Source organism: [Empedobacter] haloabium, assembly GCA_008011715.2.
Lineage (GTDB): Bacteria > Pseudomonadota > Gammaproteobacteria > Burkholderiales > Burkholderiaceae_D > Rugamonas > Rugamonas haloabia.
In genome coordinates, this window is record CP136508.1 from 4,924,206 (window position 1) to 4,943,259 (window position 19,054).

Below are 19,054 nucleotides of genomic sequence, written 5' to 3' on the forward strand. Positions count from 1 at the left end.
TATAATGCACCGACACGTGGCGCCCAGCTCCAGCGCCGTGCAGCTCAAGGACCGCAAAGTTGGCAGGCATCCCACATTCACCGCGACAGAGATCGTTACCCCGCAAGCTGCGTCAGCTTGCGGCGGCCGCATTGCTGGCGCCCGCGCTGGCATTCGGCCAGGCCGACCTGCCCGCGCAGCTGCAGCAGATCCGTGAGGCGATGCGCTACGTGCCGGACGATGCGTTGCGGCGCCTGCAGACGCTGGAACCGCAGGCGCGCGCCAGCGGCGTCCCCACGCGGGCCGAATTTCTCATGCTCTACAGTAATAGCCTGCAGGCGACCGGCGACGTCCAGCGCGGCCTCGCCGTCGCCGACGAGCTGATCGCCTTTGGCCGTCAGCTGCGTGACGACGTGGCCCTGGCCAAGGGATTGCTGGCGCGTTCGTACGCGCTGTACCAGTTGGCCGACCTGAAGGGTGCCCACGCGGCGGCGTTCGAGGCCGAGCGCGTCGGCCTGCGCACCAGGGACATGCCGCTGCACGTCCACGTGCTGATTACCGCCGGCCAGTCGTACCAGGAAGACGGCAACTATCCCGGTGCCTTGACCAAGCTGCAGGAAGCGGTCGAAGTGGCCCGTCGCATCGAGGGCAACCGCCTGCCGCTGGCCAGCGCGCTGAACGCGCTGGTGTTCCTGTACGTGAACATGCGCCAGTTCGACAAGGGCTGGGAGCTGCAGCAGGAATCGGTGGCCGTGGCCAAGTCGATCAACTCGCCCGGCCGCGTGGCCGATGCGCTCAGCATGGAATACGCGCTGGGGATCGAATCGAACCAGCCGGAGCGCGCCCGCCGCGCCCTGCTGGAGGGCCTGGCGGTCGAGCGCAAGCTGGGCGCGCGCCAGATGATCGCCACCACGCTGGTCAACCTGGCCGACAGCTACCTGAAGGAACACGACTACGCACGCGCTCTGGATTACTCCAACCAGTCGCTGAAGGCCGCGATCGAGGTGCGCAGCACCGCCGACATCGCCACCTCGCGCATCAACATGGGCCAGGCCTACCTGGGCCTGGGCCGCATCGCCGAGGGCAAGCGCCAGTTCGAAGCCGGCCTGGCGGAATACGACAAGGCCGGCGACAAGCCCGAACTGCAGGCCGTGCTGCTGGAATATGGCGGCGCGCTGGAGCGCGCGGGCGACTACAAGGGCGCCGTCGAGGCCTACCACCGCGAGCGCACACTCACCAACGAGATGTTCGCCAAGCAGCGCCAGAAGGACGTGCTGGAGCTGCAGCAGAAATACGACACCGAGAAAAAGCAGCGCCAGATCGAGGCACTGCGCCAGGAAAACCGCGTCAAGGGCGCGGAGCTGGACAACCGCCGCCTGCAGCAGCGCGTCTGGTGGCTGCTGGCCGTGGTCTCGGCGCTGGTGGCCGCCATCGTCGGCCTGCTGTACCGCAAAGTGCGCACGGCCAATGCCCAGCTGGAGGAAAAGAACGAGGAATTGAAGCAGCAGAGTTCGCTGGACCCGCTGACCTCGCTGTACAACCGCCGCCACTTCCAGGAATTCATGCGCGGCCACGCCACGGTCGAGCGCCGCGTGATCGGCGACGATACCGTGGGCGCGCTGTTCCTGATGGACGTCGACCACTTCAAGCACGTCAACGACACCTACGGCCACGCCGCCGGCGACGCGGTGCTGCGCATGATCGCGGAAAACCTGCGGGTGGCGCTGCGCGAGACCGACATGATCGTGCGCTGGGGCGGCGAGGAATTCCTGGCGTTCCTGCCGGCCGTGTCGCGCCAGAGCGTGGATGACGTGGCGCGCCGCATCCTCTACACGATCTCGTCGCAATCGTTGCAGTACCAGGGCATCACGATCCCGGTCAACGTCTCGGTCGGCTTCGCGCCGTTCCCGCTGGTGCCGGGCGACACGCCGCTGTCGTGGGAGCGCGCCGTCAACCTGGTGGACATGGCGCTGTACCTGGCCAAGGCGCACGGCCGCAACCGCGCCTACGGCGTGCGCGGCTTCGCCAATTTCGGCCAGACGACGATGGAATCGATCGAGCAGGACCTGGAACGCGCCTGGCGCAACGGCTTCGTCGACCTGTCGGTGGTGCTGGGCGGGCCGCACGGCGCACCGCCGCCGGCCGAGACGCGCAACAGCAATGTGGTGCAGTTGAAGGCTGGGCGCAAGAGCAAGTCGCGCTAGGCCAGGGGCCGTCCCCGCCGTGTTCAGGGCTTGGGGTCTGTCCCTCTGGGACTGACCCCGGTTTTCATCCACGGCGGTCGCAACTTCGTACAGACAACGCTCACGTCGCTGAGTAAAACCGGGGTCGGTCCCGAAGGGACAGACCCCAAACCCAGGGCCAAGCTACTTGCCCGTTGGCTTGGCCGGCTCCTCGTCCTCCCGCGCCGCCTTGGCATTGGCCTGGATCTTCTCGCCGGCCCGCTCCAGCTTGCGGCCCACCGCGTCGGCCGCCTTGTCCAGATGCTCGCCCGCCTTGTCGGCGAATTCGTCCAGTTCGCGGCCCGTCTTCGCGGCCGCCACCTTCAATTCCTGGTTGGCCTTCTTCAGCTCGGCCGCAGCCTTCTTGCTGGCTTGATCCAGCTCGCGGCCGGCCCGCTCGGCCGGTCCTTCGACCCGCCGGTCCTCGTCTTTTTGGCAACCCGCCAGCACCGTCAACAACACGGCCACGGGCAGCAAGCGTGATGTAACTAGCATGGTACCTCCTGCGCGCACGTTGCCAGAAGTCTAGCAAACTTTGCGAGGCCACCGCGCCGCGCTGGCAGCCGCTATTGACAGGTCGCGTTGACCCAGCGGTTGCCCGCGGCCAGGCAGCGCTGGTAATCCCGGTCCAGCGCGGCTGCCCGGGTGCGCAGCGCTTCGCAGCCGGCGCCGCCCAGCGTGGCGCACTGGGCCGCCTTGCCCATTGCGCCACGGTAGTTGGCCTGCGCGATGTCGCGCTCGGCCTCGATGCGCAGGCGCTGCGCCTCGCCTTTGTCGGGCGCCGCGAAGGTCGCGGTATTGATGGCGCGCGCCGGCGGCGGCGCATCCGTCGCGGTCACGCCAGCGCCACCTTCGAGCATGGTCGATTCGAGCAAGCGCGACAGCTCCTCGCGCAGGGCCTCGATGCGCGGCTGCGCCTCCGGCCGTTTCAGCTTGTCGGCGGCGTCCAGCTTGTTCTGCACGCAGGCGCGGTCCTTGCGCTTCAGGCAGGCGTTGGCCTCGTCCAGCAGCTTCTCGGCGCGCCGCGCATCGATGCGCTCGCGCCATTCGCGCGTGTCGTCGTCCTCGCCATATTTGCGGGTAAAGGCGTTCAGCCGGGTCGAGGCCTTGTCCAGCGAGCCGGCGGCCATGGCGGCCTCCACGCCCTTGCGCGCTTCCGTCCAGGCCTTGGGCCGCTGCTGCTTGCGCTCGCACGCCGGCGCCGCGGCCGAGATCGCGGCCTGCAGCCGGCGCAGCTGGTCGCCCGTGGCCTTGTCCTGGCGCAGCGCCGCCAGCTCGGTGCGGGCGTCGACGATCTTGCACTGCTCGGCCAGCGCGGCGGCATCCTTGACGCGCCGCTCCAGCTTGGCCGTCGGGTCGCCCGGCTTGACGAGGAACCAGACCGCCAGCAGGAACAGCGCGACCAGCAGCCAGGTGCCCTTGCCGACCGGCTTGCGCAGCGGCGGCGCGGCCGGGCTGGGTGCCGCCGCTGCGGGCCGCGTTGGCTCGACAGGCGGCACCGCTGCCTGCACCGGCGGCGCGGCGACCGGTGGCGCGGCTGGCCGTGGCGGCGGGACGGGCTGCACGGGAGGCTGCACCGGAGGCTGTACTGGGGGGTGCATTGCAGGTGGCGCGACTGGCGGCGCCACCGGCGGCGCCGTCCGCGCCGCCGCCGACTGCGCGGTGCCGCAATATGGGCAGAACCCGACCTGGCGGGGGAACGTCCTGCCGCAGCCCCCGTTCACACAACGATATTCCACGCTCGTTTTTCCTTACTCGGGGTCCGGGATCTCGTCCGTCGGGTCGGGGATCGCGGGCGCGAACAACACGGCCAGTTGCGGCAGCTCGCGCGCCGGCTTCCACTGGTCCACGTGCGGCACCCAGCGCATGTCCCATACCTTGGTGGCGCCGTCGATCTCGCCGCGCGCCACGCGCTCGGCCAGCTCCTGCACCGTGTATGGCCCCTGCTGCATGCGGTTGACGAACACCTTGTACAGCGACGTCTGCGCCGCAGGGCTCGCGACCGGTAGCACGGCGCTGGCCGCGGCGGCTGGCGCGGCGCCGGCCAGCAGGTGCGCGGCCGTCGCTTCGCTGGCCAGGAACTCCGGCCGCGGCACGCGCTTGTCGACCGCATGCTGCACCTCCCACGGATAGGCGTCGTGCGCGGAACCCGGCACCACGTCGCTCCATTGCGCCAGCAGGTCCAGCGCCTTGTCCTCCAGCGCCGGCAGGCCAGGATCGGTGGCACTGGCCGTGGCGGCGGCGCGGCGCAGCCATTCGTCGTGCAGGCGGCGCGCCGTGATGTTCGGCAGCGACGGCGACGGCAACTCGGCGCCGGTCTCGTCCATCTCCAGCTTGGGCTGGTAGACGCGCTGCTGGTAATGGCGCATCAGCGCCGCCAGCAGCAGCAACTGGTGCGGTCCCATGCGCGCCAGGCGCTGCTGCACCGCCGTGACGATCTGCTCGCGGTAGAACGGGGGCAGGCCGTTGGAGCGGATGGCGAACTCGTTCCCCACCTGCAGCCATTCGCCCGAGCCGTGCTCCACCTCGAACAGGTACTGGCCGCGTGGCTGGAACGTCGCTTCGCGGTCGGCCAGGTCGGCCTTGCGCTTCAGGACGCCCGTCGCCACCGCCTGCAGGAACCACTCGTAGTCGTCGGCCAGCCGGTTCAGTTCATCCATGTTCGGCGCGATCGGATGGCGGAAGCGGGTCGCGTCGAAATGCAGGTGGGTCGGGATCTTCGGGTTCTCGATCTGGTACGAGGTGCGCCACGTGGGCAGGCCGCGCAGCACCGTCATCGGGAAGCCGGACAGCTCGATGTAGCACACCGCCCGCCCGGCGATGCCCGTGTTGACGATGTTGACCAGGTCGCCGTGGAAGAAGCCCGTCGGCACCGCGGCACGGATCTCCGCCTCGAGCCGGCGCCATGCGTTGGCGTCGCCCACGCCGATGAAGCACTTGAACTGGTCGGCGTTCGGCGTGAACTCGGCCGAGAAGCGCGCGTTCACCCACGGCATGGCGCTCCTCAGCCACTCGTTGAAAATGCGCTGGCGCTCTTGCGCCGACAGCGCCAGCAGGCGCTCCAGCAGCGGATCGGCCGGCGCCTCGCCGCTGGCCGCGATCTCGTCGGCCGTCAGCTGCGTTTGCGCGCGGCGGAACAGCTTCAGCAGCAGCGCGGCGCGCAGCTTCTCGTCGCCCAGCTGCGGGAACAGCCGCGCCGAGCCGCCGAATTCGGCCAATACTTCCTCGCTCCAGGCGCTGACGTCGCCCGTCAGCTGCACCGGCTCCGGCAGCACGTCCGCCGCCAGCTTCATATAGGTCGCGTGTTCATGCTGCGCGTCCGCGCGCAATTGCGCGATGCGCTGGTCCACCGCGCCCAGCATCGCCTCGACGCAGCGCCGTCCTTCCTGGAACTCGCCGGCGATGCCGGACCAGACGGCGCGGCCCCGCTCGTCGACGGACTGGATGTCGCCCAGCCAGGCCGACAGGGAGCGCAGCACTTCGGTCGCCTGCCCGGCCGCCACGGCCAGCAGGTGGAAGCGCAGGTAGTCCGAGATGTCGCGCTTCAGGTGCACGATCACCTCGCGCGCCTGGGCGCCAGCGTTGATCCACTTGTTGGCGGCCTGCGCCAGGTTGTTCAGCGATTCCTCCACCTGGCGCGTGCGCAGCGCGTCGCGCAGCTCGCGGTAGCGGCGCGCATTGTGCTCCATGTGCGGCAGGTCGCGCTGGGCGATGCGGGCCTTGATCTGTTCCAGCAGGGTCAGCACGAATTCCAGGCCACCCTGCTTGCGGTCGTCCAGCAGCGCGTACAGGCGCTCGCGGATGCGGCCCTTCATGCGCACCAGCAGCTCCTGGGTGTGGCGCTTCAGGCGGTCCTCGCTGGTCTCGGCGATGGCGCCGGCCTCGCGGATGGCGTCGCGCTCCAGGTGCGGCAGCAGCTCGGCCACCTTCTCGCGCCAGATCTTGAGGTCGTAGCCGCCCGTGATGCGGTCGATCTCCATCTGCACCTTCGATTCCACCCGCTCCAGCAGCGAGCGCTGGTCCTTGTCCATCAGCAGGTGGTCCGACAGCGCGTACTCCTGGAACGGCGTGACGTCCACCGTGCCCTTGCGGAAGTCCGGGAACTCGTCGAACGGCCGCTCGGCCATCAGCATCTGCTCGCGCATGAAGACGTCGCGTTCCTGGTCACCGGCACGGCGGCCTTGCGCACCGTCGCTGCCCGCGATGCCGAAGAAGGCCTTCACCATCAGCGCCGCCAGTTCATAGGCGCGGATGTCCTCGCGCAGGCTTTGCTGGGTGTCCAGCACGGCCTGGCCGAAAGCGGAATACACTTTCGAGTACGACAGGCGCATGTCGCCGAAGCGCTGCTCCGGCACGCGCGGGTTGAACGGTCCCAGTTTGTGCTGCTGCTGGTTGACGGCCACCGAGCGCTTGCGGTTGGCGAAATCGGCCGAGGCGAAATCCTCGAACAGCGAGTCGGCCACCATCTGGTAGACGTCGCGCACGTCCTGCGTGGCCTTGTTGGACAGGTTGGCGGTGTCGACGAAATACACGTCGTCGAACGGCGCGCCGCGCCCGGTCAGGCTGTCCGGATCGGCCCAGCGCACCTGCGCGTTCATGTCGCGCATCGCCGTTTCCATCTCCATCAACGTCGCATAGGCGTTCGCTTCGGTGCGCTCCTTGTTCGCCTTGGCGTACCCGCCCGGCATGAACATGACGAGATCGACCTGGCTGTCCGCCACTTCCTGGCGCGCGATGGCCTTGGCAATCCAGCCCAGGTCCAATGCCGTGCCGGCGCCGGTGCCACCCGCGTTCGACGCGATGACGACGATGCGGAACTTCGACGTGTCGACCTGCAGGCCCAGGCGCTGGTAATTGTCCTTGCGCTCCTGGCCGGCGTTACTGGCCAGGAAATTCAGCGCGCCCTTGATGCGGCCGCGCAGCTTCGGGTACTTGTCGAACAGGTACAGCCGCGCCACGGCGCGGATCTGGCCCGCGCCCTTGGACGGATCGATGCCCAGCGAGCGCAGCTTCTTGGGCCGCAGCGGCATCCAGTTCTCGATCAGCGGGAAGCGCGCCAGGCTGTCGTCCGACTCGTGGTACTGCTGCAGGTCGATGGATTCGACCAGGCGTTCCTCGTCGCCCAGCTTGACCAGCTCGTACCAGGGGTCGGTGCGCTGCGACTTGCCGTCGTCGATGACGGCGCCGCTGTCCAGGTCCACATGCAGGAAGCGCGCGACCGGGAACTCGCCGATCGACTCGACCCGCGCGGGGTGGTGGCGGTTCCACACCGCCGACAGGATGCGGCGCCGGATGCGCATCATGACTTCCATGCCGGTGCCGCCCGCGCCGATGAACAGCGTGGGGCGCAGGTCGATCTTCAGTTCCGCCTTTTTTTCGATGCCGGGAATCTCCGCCATGCCGTCCTCCTAGCGCCGGCCGGTGAACAGGGCACCGGCGATGGCGGCGATGCCGAACACCAGCAGGGTGCCCGTGATCGCCACGTTGAGGAACTTGGTCGAGTTGACGAAGCCCAGCACGACGGCGGCGCTCAGGAACGCCAGGCCGAAGAACAGCAGCCAGCCGGCCGTGTCGGCCGACGACGGCGCCACGCGGCGGCGCACCAGGTGGTTGGCGAAGGCGTTGCGGGCAAAGAAGAACACGACCAGCAGCACGACGAAGACGGCGCCGCCGATGGCGATGTCGCGTGTCGAGGTGTCGGTCGCCGGCGCGCCAGCGACGGGCGCCACTTCCATGCCGCTGGCCGTCTCGCCGGCGGGCGGCGTGGTGCTCAACGTGCCGTCGCCGGACGGCGCGGCCGGCGACGTCGCCTTGTCCTCGTTCCCCGGCACCTTGAAGCCTGGATCCGTATTGGCTTGCGCCAGCAAGATTGCGTTGGTAGTCATCAAATCCTCTGAGTGTTTTTTTACCGGCCGAGCCGGACCTGGGCGCCCTCGCGCACGTCCGCCAGCCGATTGCCAAATAAGGTGGTGTGCAGCTCCGCGACCTTGTTGCCGGCGCGGTCGTACAGCGGCGTCTTCGCGCCGGCCTTGGTGTGCACGGTGCGCGGCTCGCCCTCGACGGTCACCAGCACCTTGCGCCCGCGCGTGGCGGCGACCAGCGCGGCGCCAGCGGCGGCCAGCAGCGCGAACAGGCCGCCCAGGGCGGCCAGCAACGGAGCGGCGCCGTGCTGCAGCCGCACTTCGACCGGCAGGGTGGCGCGCGAGCCCTGGATGCGTTCGGGCGGCGTGAAGATGTCCGGCAGCGGGTCGCCGGGGAACAGCGTGGCCATGCGCTGGCGGAAGGCCTGCGACAGCTCCAGGCGCTGCCCGGCCAGTTGCACGTCGATCCGGCCCGGCAGCACCTGGGCCGAGCCGGCCGACTGCAGCGCGGCCAGCGACCACTTGCCCGGCAGGTTCGCCACCGGCAGTGCCATCGTCGAGGCCAGCGGCTGCGCTTTACCGGGGGCCAGTGCCGTGACCTCTTCCTGCGCCAGCCCGATCGGCTGGACGGCGCCGGCCAGCGCCGACTGTGCGGCGATGCGCGCGTGCGCGATGGTGTACGGGTAGATGGCGTTCTCCAGCCGCCACGTGATGCGGGCGGCCGGTGCCGGGCCGTTGGCGGTGGCCTGCGCATCGACGTCGGCGCGCAAGCGGCCGTCCGGCAAGGTGGCGAACGTCACGCCGGGCACGTTCTCGACGCGGGTCGGCACCAGGCGCACCGTGTCCTGGTCGAGCGGCTTCAGGCGCGCCGGCGGTTCGGTGATGACCTGCGCCAGGCGGCCGCTGCGCAGCAGCGCATCGAGTTCGCGCCGGCCCTGCTCCTGCACGGCGAACACATACACCATCAGGCCGTTGGCGCTGTAGCGTTCACCCTTGACGGGCATGTGCAGCGGGAAGGCAACGGCCTTGGTGATCGCGGTGCCGGCGTGAATCAGCTGGTAGAACTCGCGGTTGCGCTGGGCCGTGGCCTGGTCGTTGTTCGGACTGTTCTTGTTGTTCGTGAACAGCCACACCAGGCCTGGCTTGCCGCCCAGCGCCTGCGTCATCGCCGTGCCGACAGCTTCGCCCAGGTCGGTGTCCGCCAGCGCGTTGCTGTTCGGCTTGCGCGCCACGGCCAGCGGCGCCAATGCCGCGTGCACGGCGGCGGTGGACGGCTTGTTGTCCACCGTGCGCGCCAGCAGCGCGCGCGGCGACGGTGCGCCGGGCAGGCCCTGGTTGAACGAGGCCAGCACCAGCGCGTCGCCCGGCTGCGTGGCGGCGCCGATCACCGCTTCCACCAGCGGCTTGTACTGCGAGGCGGGGTCGGTATAGAACGGTTCCATCCAGCCGGAATTCTGCACCAGGAATACGTGCGAGGTGGCCCAGGCAGAAGGATAGGCAACAGCGCACAGCGAGGCCGCGGCCAGGACGAGCGGGCGCATCACGCCACGCTCTCCAGGTGCCAGCCACGGATCGCGTTCCAACTGGGGTGGTGCAGCCACAGCTTGCCGTCGTAGACGAAGGGCACGCAATCGGCCGGGTTCTTCAGGCGCGCCACGTCGTCCAGCATCACGTTGCGCTGGCCCACCCATTCGATCACGGTGCGCGGCAGCACCTCGCCGGACAATGCCGCCTCGGCCCGCCCCGTGAAACCTTCGATGCGCAGCACCAGGCCGGAGGGCTGGCTGCGCGCGGCGCCCACCGTTTCCAGCAGCGGCAGCACGTAGGCATCCTCGCGGTTCTGGTCCTCCACGTCCGGCGCGGCCCAGGGGTCGTCCTTGACCTGGTGGCCGCGGCGGAACAGCAAGGTGCCGAAGCCCAGGCGCACGCTGTCGATCGGCTCGACCTGGCCGGGGCCTTCCGTGCCCAGCTCGCGCAAGGAGTAGGCGGCGCCGTCGTGCCCCAGCAGCCACAGGCGGCCGTCGCGGCTGCGCGTGGGACCACCGCACTGCAGGCGCGGCTGCCAGGGGAAGGGCCAGGGCTGCCAGCGCGGCGCGCTGCCGGGGCGCCACAGCAGCTGGCCTTCCTCGTGCAGCCAGCACAGCTGGTTGTCGTAGCTGTACGGGCGCGCCCAGCCGGCCGTCGGGATGGCCGCGTCGCCGTCGCCGGCGAGGATGTCCAGCGCTTCCGGATCGGCGCCGTCGGGACCGGCCGTCCACAGCCTTACGGTGCGGGCGTAGTGCGCGCCGCTGACGACCAGGCAGGCGATGCGCCGGCCCACCGCGCCAGGGCTGGCGACCAGCGGCACTTCCAGTACGGGTTCGGTGCGGAAGGTGGCGCCGATCGGGTCGATCACCAGGCGGTACAGGCCCTGCTCGGACGGCACCAGCGCCACCTCGCCGCGCCGGGCCGGCTGCACGATCGGCAGCCAAGCATATTGCGAGCCATCGAAGCGCAGGTCGGCCGTGCCCTCTTCCGGCGCGAGTACGTCCCAATGCTGCGCCTCCGGGTCCCAGTACTGCAGCACGTTGCGGGTGTAGGCCAGCGCCAGCAGCCGCTGCGCGGCATAGCCGAATGTGGCGGCGGCAAACACGCAGACGGCGTTCGGTGGCGCGGGAATCTTCAGTTCGGCCTGGCCGCGGGCGGGTTCCGGCGGCCGGGTTTCCAGCGCGGCCGCCAGCGGCTGCGCCGTCTGCGGCAGGCCATGCGGCACGTGGCGCGGCAGCGGATGGTCTTCCGGTCCCAGGTTGGCGGTGGTCGCGCCCCACCAGGACGGCAGGTGCGACGCGGGGCCGGTGCGCAGCGGCGCGCCGCATTCGGGGCAGTAGGCAAAGCCTTCTGGATAGATGGGGGCATGGGCGCAGCCGGCCGGCAGCGCCGCACCGAGCAGTTGCGCCACATCCGGCAGGCGGTGGCGCGCCGCCGGCCAGTCGATCCGAGGCAAATCCCTGCCCGCCTCCAGTTCGAAGCGGTTGTGCTCCTCCTCCAGCCAGACGCTGTTTGCCGTCACCCACCTGTACGCCATATTCCTCCGCCAATCGACATTCGCGCGCGTGCGCGCGCAGTTGTGTCAATCATAACGCATCAGGGGCGTCGGACGGCGCCTAGAGCTGCTCCAGGTAGCCGTGGCCGCGCAGCAGTTCGACCAGCGCCACGTCTTCGATGGCATACACGCCGCGCGAAGCCTTCCATACCAGGCTTTTCTCCTGCAATGCGGACAGCGCCTGCTGTACGGCGGGGGTTTCGATGGCGACCTCGTCGCCGCTGACACGGCGAGCGGCCGCGCGGTATTTTTCCAACGTGGCTGACTCGAACGGCGCGTATTTTTCGCCGGCCGCGGCCAGCACGCACAGCACGGCGAACTGGATCGGAGTGAGCGAATGGACGACGCGCATCGTGTCGTCGTTGGCGGCGGCGATCTGGGACTCGACGGCGGCAACGAAACGTTCGCTCAGGCCCTCCGCCTCCAGGGCGAAGTCGAAGCGCAGCTCGTCGGCGGCGGCACCCAGGATTTCCGGCCGGTTGCCCGAGCGCAGGAACAGCGGCGCGACGAGGGCCGGGTCGAGCCGGGCCGGCAGGTCGTCGGTATGGTCGCAGAACCACTTGACGTAGGCCTCGCCCAGCGGCGGGAAGTTGATCAGCGGCGCGCCGAAGAAGGCCTGGTCCTTGCTGTTCTTCAGCATCGCCAGCTTGTCGCGGTTCGAGCCGGTGCAGACCACCCGCAGCCCGAACTGGTTGCTGTTCAGTTCATCGCGGGCGGATTTGAGCGCGAACATGGCGTCGTTGCCGGCCGGCGTGGTGATCGCATGCTGGGCTTCGTCGATGATCAGCACGATGATGGTCTGCGACGTTTCCGACAGCGCCGACAGGGCCTGCACCAGCGAGACGTCCTTGCCCAGGCCGACGCGGTCCAGCGAGAACTCGACGCCACCCACCTTGGCGCCGCCAAGGCCCAGGCTCTTGGCCAGGCGCAGCAGCGCCGGCTCGTGGTTCGACAGCGCGGCGCGGATGGCGGCCACGATCACGTCGCTGGGATCGGCCTTGGGGTCTTCCCACAGGTCGACATAGATCACCATCGCGCCCTGCTCGCGCAGCGCCGGCGTCAGGTCGTGGCGCATGAACGTGGTCTTGCCGGTACGGCGCGGCGCGGCCAGGAACACGCCGGACGACGACGCGGAGGTGGGCGAGACGTGCAGGATCTGCTGCGCCAGCTTGCGGGCCAGCTCAGGGCGGTGAAAGATGTTCGGACTTGCGTGGGTTGCCAAGGTGCAATTCCTGCAGAAACGCGGATTGCGCCAATTATAGGCGTTTATAGCGCTTTATAGTGCTCAGTGACTTTCAGTGGCTGTCAGTGGCTGGTGACCTGCCGCATCCAGCGGCGGTAGCGCCGATTGCGCACCGTCGTATCGATCTGTTGCTGAAGCAAGGCGTACACCGGTGCCACACCGGGGTTCGGCAGTTGTCCCCGGCTCAGCTTGCGCAACTGGTGCTTCACCATGGCCATGTAGGCCAGCGACGCCAGCACCTTGTTCTTCAACGTGACGGGGCGCAGGGCCGGTGCGCTGGCGCTGCCCGCGCGCCAGGCGTGCGGCAGCGCGGGATCGAGGGCCAGTGCCGTGGCGATGCCGACCATGGCAACGCCGCTGTCCAGCACCTGCTGCGCGACCGCGAGGCGCCGCACGCCGCCAGTGACCATTACCGGCATGCGCGCCACGGCGCCGATGTCCCTGGCGAATTCAAGGAAATAGGCTTCGCGCGCCAGGGTCCGCCCGTCCCGCGTCTGGCCGTGCATGGCGGGTGCCTCGTAACTGCCGCCAGACAGCTCGAGCAGGTCCACACCCAGTGGATTGAGCATGCCGACCACGGCCTTGGCATCCTCGGGGCTGAAACCGCCGCGCTGGAAATCGGCCGAATTGAGCTTGACCGACACGGCGAAGCCCGGCTTGACGGCGGCCCGCACCGCGGCAACCACCTCCAGCAGCAGGCGGGCCCGGTTTTCGACCGGACCGCCCCACCGGTCCGTGCGGCGGTTGGCGATGGGCGACAGGAATTGGCTGAACAGGTAGCCGTGGGCCGCGTGGATCTGCACACCGTCGAAGCCGAACGACTGCGCCAGCACTGCCGCTTCGACAAAGCGGCGCTTGACGTCGACGATGTCGGCCTCGGACATCTCGCGCGGCGCCGCGAATTGTTTCGAGAAGTTGCCCAGGTCGAGCGGCACCGCCGAGGGCGCGATGGTTGGCTGCCCCAGGGCCGCCGGCATCTGGCGCCCCGGGTGATTGAGCTGCATGAAGATGCGGCCGCCGTCGGCCTGCGCTGCCTGCGCCCAGCGCTCGAAACGCTCGCGATGGCGCGCCGATTCGATCACGACGCCGCCTGGGCCCGTCATCGCACGCCGATCCACCATCACGTTGCCGGTGATGAGCAGGCCGACGCCGCCGGCGGCCCAGGTCCGGTACAAGCGGATCAGCTCATCGGATGGCGCGTGCTCGGCATCGGCAAGATTTTCTTCCATCGCCGCCTTGGCGAGGCGGTTGGGCAGCTGGGTGCCATTGGGCAAGGTGAGGGGAACGAACGGGTTCATCGGGGGCTCCATGATCAGATGGGTCCGATCATAAGATTCAAGTGAACTTTAAGGTCAAGCGGTATTTTCGCCTTGTTCGTCGATGCTACGGATGCTAAAGTGCTCCGATGACTTTGGGAGAGGACCATGAAGATCGGCGAACTGGCGAAACGCACCGGACTGGCGCCCTCGGCAATCCGCTTCTACGAGTCGAAGGGATTGCTCAACGCCGTCAGCCGCGGCGCGAACGGCTACCGGGACTATCCGCTGGAAGCGATCGCGGTACTGTCAATCATCACGAACGCCCAGCGTACCGGCTTCACGCTCGACGAGATAGGCCAGTTGCTGCCGCAGGACTTTGCCAGCTGGCGTCATGACGAGCTGGTGGCGGCCCTGCGCGACAAGGTGCGCCATATCGAGGCGATGGAAGTGCAGCTGGCCCAGAACAAAGCCCATCTGCTTACCTTGCTGCACCTGGTCGACACCAAGCCGGAAGGCATGGACTGCGAGGAGAACGCGGTACGCGTGATGGACCGGCTGGGCATCCCTGCCGTGCCGCGCAAGGCGTGAACCGAACGCGGCAAAATCCCGCTTGACCTTGAAGTGAAGTTGAAAGTTAGGATGGTTTCGCGGCACTCACGTGCCCGTGCAGCCGTACCCATGCCATTCAACCCAACGCAAGGTGCCAACACATGAAACGTCGAAATCTCGCCGCCGTGACCGGCGCGCTGTTGCAGGCCGTCGCCCTGCCCTCCCTGGCGGCCGCGCCGCCGGCGCTGGACCGGTCCCTGACCGTCATCGATGTCGCGGGCCACGCCGTGCCGGTCGTCCAGGGCGGACTGTACGACCGCTTCCGTTCCAACCCGCCGCTGGTCGTCATCGAACAGGAAGCGCCCGATGTCGACTTATCCTGGTTGCGCACGCTGCGCAAGGAAAAGGTGGATATCGGCTTCGACACTTATTCGCCCAATTTCTACTACCGCAACAGCAGCCTGACCGCGGTGTTCACCGCCAACCTGGCGCGGCTGCGCGAGTTGATCCCGCCCGCCCTGGCACAAACCGTGCAACCGGTGCAGGTGTGGCCCGGGCGCGGCCTGGTCGCGATCACGGGCTACCGCTACCGGCTGTGCGATAACGACAGCTACAACGAAGTCTCGATTTCGATCGTCACCAACGAACCGGGCAGCACCAGCCTGGGACCGCTGACGTTGATCGGCCAGTCGCTGTCGAAGGGATTCTGGGGATATGTGCTGAAGCTGCCCGTCAATACGGAACTGGCCCGGGTGCGCGGGGTGGTCGGTTACAACCTGCCGAAGTGGCTGACCGGGATCGACTTCCGCGAAGACGGGCCGCAGGTCGGGTTCGCAGTCATGGACAGTGCCACTGGCCAGGTCGACTTTGCGCTCGAGGCGGACAAGCTCGACGAGCTTTCCACGGAGGCGGAACTGGTCACCAACAACTTCACGAACGTGGACCGGACGGGCCAGCCGACCTACGCCTATGCGGTATCGCGCCTGGTGCGGCACGGTTCAAGTACGAATGGCAAGGCGGTCAGGCTGACGGCAGGGAACGGCGCGCTGGGCACCTTCGTCGCCACGCTGAAGCTCGGGAAGATGATCAGGTATCAATACGTTCCGGAGTTCCAGAGCGCGCTGTATGCACCGCGCCCGTTGGCCGCGCGCGACGGTTCGCGCTGAACCACGCAGGCGCGCTGCGGCGGGTCAATCGCCGCCGAGGTTGATCTTCTTCGGCGGCGGCGGTGGCGTCCAGGGCACCGAATCGCTGTCCGGCGCGGACTCCATTGCGTCGGACAATTCCAGCCAGCGCTTCAGGCTGTCCATGCGCCGGATATTGATGCCCTTGCCGTTGATGTAGCCGACCTGCTCAAAATACTCCATCTTGACGATCATTTTCGACGTGGTGGGCAGGTTGTCGACCAGGCGGTCATAGGCCTTGCGCGCTTTCTGCTCCCATTTGGACAGCGTTGCCTCGTTGAAGCGGTTGCTCTCGTAGTAGATCGTCAGGGTGCGGTCGTGATTGCCGAAACCGACGACGGCGGCGCCGTTGCGCAGCAATTGCATGACGTCGTCCTTGATGGCCGCGGTGGGCACGAACAGGGCCGCGCGGCTGTCCGCATCGGGCCGCTCCAGCGGCAAGTCCTGGCCAAACGTCACTGTCATCCTGATTCCCCACCTGAATTCGTTGCGCCGGACAAAAAATGTTGCCGCTCGGCTATATATGGACCGATTCTAACCCGCGCTCCTGGCTGCTACAAGCCGGCCGGCGTTTGCGACCGGTATGGAACCGTATAATGCGCATGCCCGCAACACTTTCCGGCAAAAACCGCCCATTTTTCTTGTACTGCCTGCAAATATGACGTCTTTTCCAACGGCTGTCCTGGACACGGCCGCCCGCAACGTGGCCGACCTGCTGGCATACGCCATCGAATACACGCCCGCGCAGGCGGCGCTGGTGGTGTACGACTGCCGCAGCGAACTGAACGCCGCGTTGACGCAGGCCTACCGCCGTGCGCTGCCGGACGCCACCTTCCTCGACTTCGACAGCACGGGCCCGGAACAGGTCCTGGCGGCGTTCGAGCGGCTGGGTCCCGGTGGCCTGACGGTGCTGATCCAGACCACCAGCTTCCGCCTGAACGACTACCGCATCCGCATGGAGCTGTTCAAGCGCGGGCTGAAGGTGATCGAGCACATGCACCTGTCGCGCATGCCGGGCGAGCAGGGCCTGGTCTACATCGACGCGCTGGCCTATGATCCCGCCTACTTCCGCGGCGTGGGCCATGCGCTGAAAGCGCGGCTCGATGCGGCCGGCGGCGGTGTCGTCGACAGCGGCGCCGGCAACACGCTGGTGTTCGCGTCGCCGTTCGAGGAAGCCAAGCTCAATATCGGCGACTACAGCGCGATGAAGAACGTGGGCGGCTTGTTCCCCATCGGCGAGGTGTTCACGGAAGCGCGCGACCTCGAAGCCGTCAACGGGCGGGTGCGCGTGTTCGTCTTCGGCGACACGTCGTTCCGCGTCAACCGCCCCGCCACGCCGATCACGATGATCGTCGAGAAAGGCCGCGTGACCGGCGCGGAAAACAGCACGCCCGAATTCGACGCGATGCTGGAGATTATTCGCGCACACGAGGGCGAGGTGTGGGTGCGCGAGCTGGGCTTCGGCATGAACCGCGCATTCTCGTTCACGCGCACGGTGGACGATATCGGCACGTATGAACGCATGTGCGGCGTGCACCTGTCGCTGGGCGCCAAGCATGGCCAGTACCAGAAGCCGCAATTCAAGCGCAAGGACGCGCGCTACCACGTCGACGTGTTTGCCGTGACGGAGGGCGTCTACCTGGACGATGAACGGATCTACGCCGACGGCGCCTGGACGGTCGCCAGTGCCGCGTCCCAGGGCGGCACCGGCTGATATTCGGCCACCAGGAAATCGATCAGCTGGCGCACCTTGGGCGACGGCTGCCGGCTGGCCGGATACAGCGCCGACAGATAGTTGAGCGGCAGCTCCCAGGCCGCCAGCACCGGCACCAGGCTGCCATCGAGCAGGTGGCGCATGGCCAGGAAGGTGGTGCTGTAGACGATCCCCATTCCCTGCAGGGCCGCCTGCTGCAGCACTATCCCGTTATTCGACGTGAACGCCGCATCGACGCGCACCACGCGCTGCTCGCCGGCACGGGCGAAGCGCCACGCGGTGCCGTCGGTCAGGTGCGAGAAGTGCAGGCAGCGGTGCGCGCGCAGCGCTTCCGGCGCTTCCGGCATGCCGAAGCGCTCCAGGTAGGCCGGCGCCGCGCACAGGATGCCGCGGCACGGCGCCAGCGGACGGATCGCCAGCGCGCGGCTGTCCGGAATGCCGCCCACGCGGATGGTCAGGTCGAAGCCATGTTCGATCGGATCGAGCAGCGCGTCGTCCACGTGCAGCAGCGGTTGCAGTTGCGGGTGCGGCAGGCAGAAGCGGGCCAATGCGTCGGCCAGCCAGGTGCTGCCGAAGCTGGACGGCGCCTGGATGCGCAGCGGCCCGGCCAGCCCGGCGCCGGATTGGGTGGCGATGCGCGTCGCTTCCTGTGCCTGCGCCACCGCCGCGTTGCACGGTTCCAGGTAAGCCTGGCCGGCGTCCGTCAGGCTGACCTCGCGGGTGGAGCGGTGCAGCAGCCGGACGCCCAGCGTTTCCTCCAGCTGCAGGATATGCTTGCTGACCAGCGCGCGCGACAGCCCGAGCCGGCGCCCTGCCGCGCTGAAGCTTTTCAGGCGCGCCACCTCGACGAAGATTTCCATGGCTTTCAGTTGATCCATGAGCGATTGTCGTCAGTTTGGCGACAATGTGTCAACCATACGACGCTATCCGGGCACAGTGCGGGTCCGTACAATGGCCATCTCACCCTAGCCGGAGTTCCACCATGCTGAGCGCAGCCCAGAAAGAGCAGTACCAACGCGACGGATACGTCGTCGTCCCCGACTTCAAGTCGCCCCAGGAGATCGCCGCGCTGCGCGCGCGCGCCGCCCAGATCGTCGACGAGTTCGACCCACGAGTCGCGCAAGGCATCTTCACCACCAAGGACCAGGAAAAGAAGGCGGACGAGTACTTCCTCCGCTCGGACAACACGATCCGCTGCTTCTTCGAGGAAGAAGCGTTTGGTCCGGACGGCCAGCTGAAGCAGGCCAAGTCGCTGTCGATCAACAAGATCGGCCACGCGATGCACGACCTCGATCCGGTGTTCCGCGCCTTCTCCGCTGACCCGCGCCTGGCCGCCGTCGCGCGCGACCTGGGACTGGCGAACGCGCAGGTCTGGCAGTCGATGTACATCTTCAAGCAACCCGGCATCGGCGGCGAAGTACGCTGGCACCAGGACGCGACGTACTTCGAGACGGACCCGATCAGCGTGACGACGTTCTGGTTCGCGCTGGAGGACGCCACCCTGGACAACGGCTGCCTGTGGGCCGAGCCGGGCGGCCACCGCACGCCGCTGCGCGAGCGCTTCGTGCGCAATGGCGACGACATCAAGGTGGAAAAGCTGGACAGCACGCCATGGCCGGACGACAGCACCGCCGTGCCGCTGGAATGCAAGGCCGGCGCCCTGGTCTGCTTCCATGGCCTCTTGCCGCACTACAGCGCGCCGAACCGCTCGCCGGTGTCGCGCCATGCGTACACGCTGCACGCGACGGACGCCAGCACCGTCTACTCGCCGCGCAACTGGATCCAGCGCGACGCTTCGTTCCCGGTGCGAGGCTTCATCTAAATGCAGATCCGTATCCTGGCCCCGCATTGGGGCAGCAACGACCTGCCCGCGCAGGTCTTCATCGACAAGGTGGTGGCGGCCGGTTTCGACGGCATCGAGATGGCGCTGCCGCTGGACGCCGCCCAGCGCGGCGACTGGC

The 19,054-nt window shown here is 68.1% G+C and carries 15 protein-coding genes; 5 read left to right on the top strand and 10 right to left on the bottom strand.

The window, feature by feature from the left end; genetic code table 11:
• Positions 1–131 precede the first annotated feature (131 nt).
• Complete coding sequence (locus E7V67_021555; protein ID WUR12264.1) at positions 132–2,183, top strand: diguanylate cyclase; 2,052 nt, start codon at positions 132–134, stop codon at positions 2,181–2,183.
• A gap of 162 nt (positions 2,184–2,345) precedes the next feature.
• Here the strand turns inward: E7V67_021555 and E7V67_021560 are convergent, their stop codons facing one another.
• The 8 genes from E7V67_021560 to E7V67_021595 form a co-directional block, all read right to left on the bottom strand.
• Positions 2,346–2,696: an apolipophorin gene (locus E7V67_021560; protein WUR12265.1), complete on the bottom strand. Its 351-nt coding sequence runs from the start codon at positions 2,694–2,696 to the stop codon at positions 2,346–2,348.
• A gap of 71 nt (positions 2,697–2,767) precedes the next feature.
• Positions 2,768–3,766, bottom strand: a complete 999-nt coding sequence (locus tag E7V67_021565) for a hypothetical protein (GenBank protein ID WUR12266.1) — start codon at positions 3,764–3,766, stop codon at positions 2,768–2,770.
• A 186-nt stretch (positions 3,767–3,952) separates the two neighbouring features.
• Positions 3,953–7,600 carry a tubulin-like doman-containing protein gene (locus E7V67_021570; GenBank protein WUR12267.1) on the bottom strand — a complete coding sequence of 1,216 codons (3,648 nt, stop codon included), beginning with the start codon at positions 7,598–7,600 and terminating at the stop codon, positions 3,953–3,955.
• A 9-nt stretch (positions 7,601–7,609) separates the two neighbouring features.
• Positions 7,610–8,086 (bottom strand): hypothetical protein, encoded by a 477-nt coding sequence (locus E7V67_021575; GenBank protein WUR12268.1) that lies wholly within the window; start codon positions 8,084–8,086, stop codon positions 7,610–7,612.
• A gap of 20 nt (positions 8,087–8,106) precedes the next feature.
• A complete protein-coding gene (locus E7V67_021580) occupies positions 8,107–9,603 on the bottom strand; it encodes a hypothetical protein (GenBank protein WUR16326.1) in 1,497 nt (498 codons plus the stop codon).
• Positions 9,603–11,126 (bottom strand): hypothetical protein, encoded by a 1,524-nt coding sequence (locus tag E7V67_021585; protein ID WUR12269.1) that lies wholly within the window; start codon positions 11,124–11,126, stop codon positions 9,603–9,605. The genes E7V67_021580 and E7V67_021585 overlap by 1 nt, the downstream gene beginning before the upstream one ends.
• Before the next feature lie 79 nt (positions 11,127–11,205).
• Complete coding sequence (locus E7V67_021590; protein ID WUR12270.1) at positions 11,206–12,366, bottom strand: ATP-binding protein; 1,161 nt, start codon at positions 12,364–12,366, stop codon at positions 11,206–11,208.
• Positions 12,367–12,449: 83 nt separating this feature from the next.
• On the bottom strand, positions 12,450–13,685 hold the full coding sequence (locus E7V67_021595; protein WUR12271.1) for an NADH:flavin oxidoreductase/NADH oxidase family protein: 1,236 nt from the start codon (positions 13,683–13,685) through the stop codon (positions 12,450–12,452).
• Positions 13,686–13,811: 126 nt separating this feature from the next.
• Here E7V67_021595 and E7V67_021600 point away from each other — a divergent pair, with 126 nt between their 5' ends.
• Both E7V67_021600 and E7V67_021605 read left to right on the top strand, forming a co-directional pair.
• A complete protein-coding gene (locus E7V67_021600) occupies positions 13,812–14,234 on the top strand; it encodes a MerR family DNA-binding transcriptional regulator (protein ID WUR12272.1) in 423 nt (140 codons plus the stop codon).
• A 122-nt stretch (positions 14,235–14,356) separates the two neighbouring features.
• Positions 14,357–15,361: an acetoacetate decarboxylase (ADC) gene (locus E7V67_021605; GenBank protein ID WUR12273.1), complete on the top strand. Its 1,005-nt coding sequence runs from the start codon at positions 14,357–14,359 to the stop codon at positions 15,359–15,361.
• Between the two features lie 24 nt (positions 15,362–15,385).
• Here E7V67_021605 and E7V67_021610 read toward each other — a convergent pair whose 3' ends face one another.
• Positions 15,386–15,844, bottom strand: coding sequence for a hypothetical protein (locus E7V67_021610; GenBank protein ID WUR12274.1), 459 nt, complete (start codon positions 15,842–15,844; stop codon positions 15,386–15,388).
• A 193-nt stretch (positions 15,845–16,037) separates the two neighbouring features.
• Here E7V67_021610 and E7V67_021615 point away from each other — a divergent pair, with 193 nt between their 5' ends.
• A complete protein-coding gene (locus E7V67_021615) occupies positions 16,038–17,093 on the top strand; it encodes a hypothetical protein (protein WUR12275.1) in 1,056 nt (351 codons plus the stop codon).
• On the opposite strand, the gene E7V67_021620 is transcribed toward E7V67_021615, so the two are convergent.
• Positions 17,036–17,971: a LysR family transcriptional regulator gene (locus E7V67_021620; GenBank protein WUR12276.1), complete on the bottom strand. Its 936-nt coding sequence runs from the start codon at positions 17,969–17,971 to the stop codon at positions 17,036–17,038. The two genes, E7V67_021615 and E7V67_021620, sit on opposite strands and share 58 nt — an antisense overlap.
• 104 nt (positions 17,972–18,075) lie before the next feature.
• On the opposite strand from E7V67_021620, the gene E7V67_021625 reads away from it, so the two are divergent.
• The gene (locus E7V67_021625) at positions 18,076–18,915 is read left to right on the top strand and encodes a phytanoyl-CoA dioxygenase family protein (GenBank protein WUR12277.1); all 840 of its coding nucleotides are present in this window, start codon (positions 18,076–18,078) and stop codon (positions 18,913–18,915) included.
• The last annotated feature ends 139 nt before the right edge of the window (positions 18,916–19,054 follow it).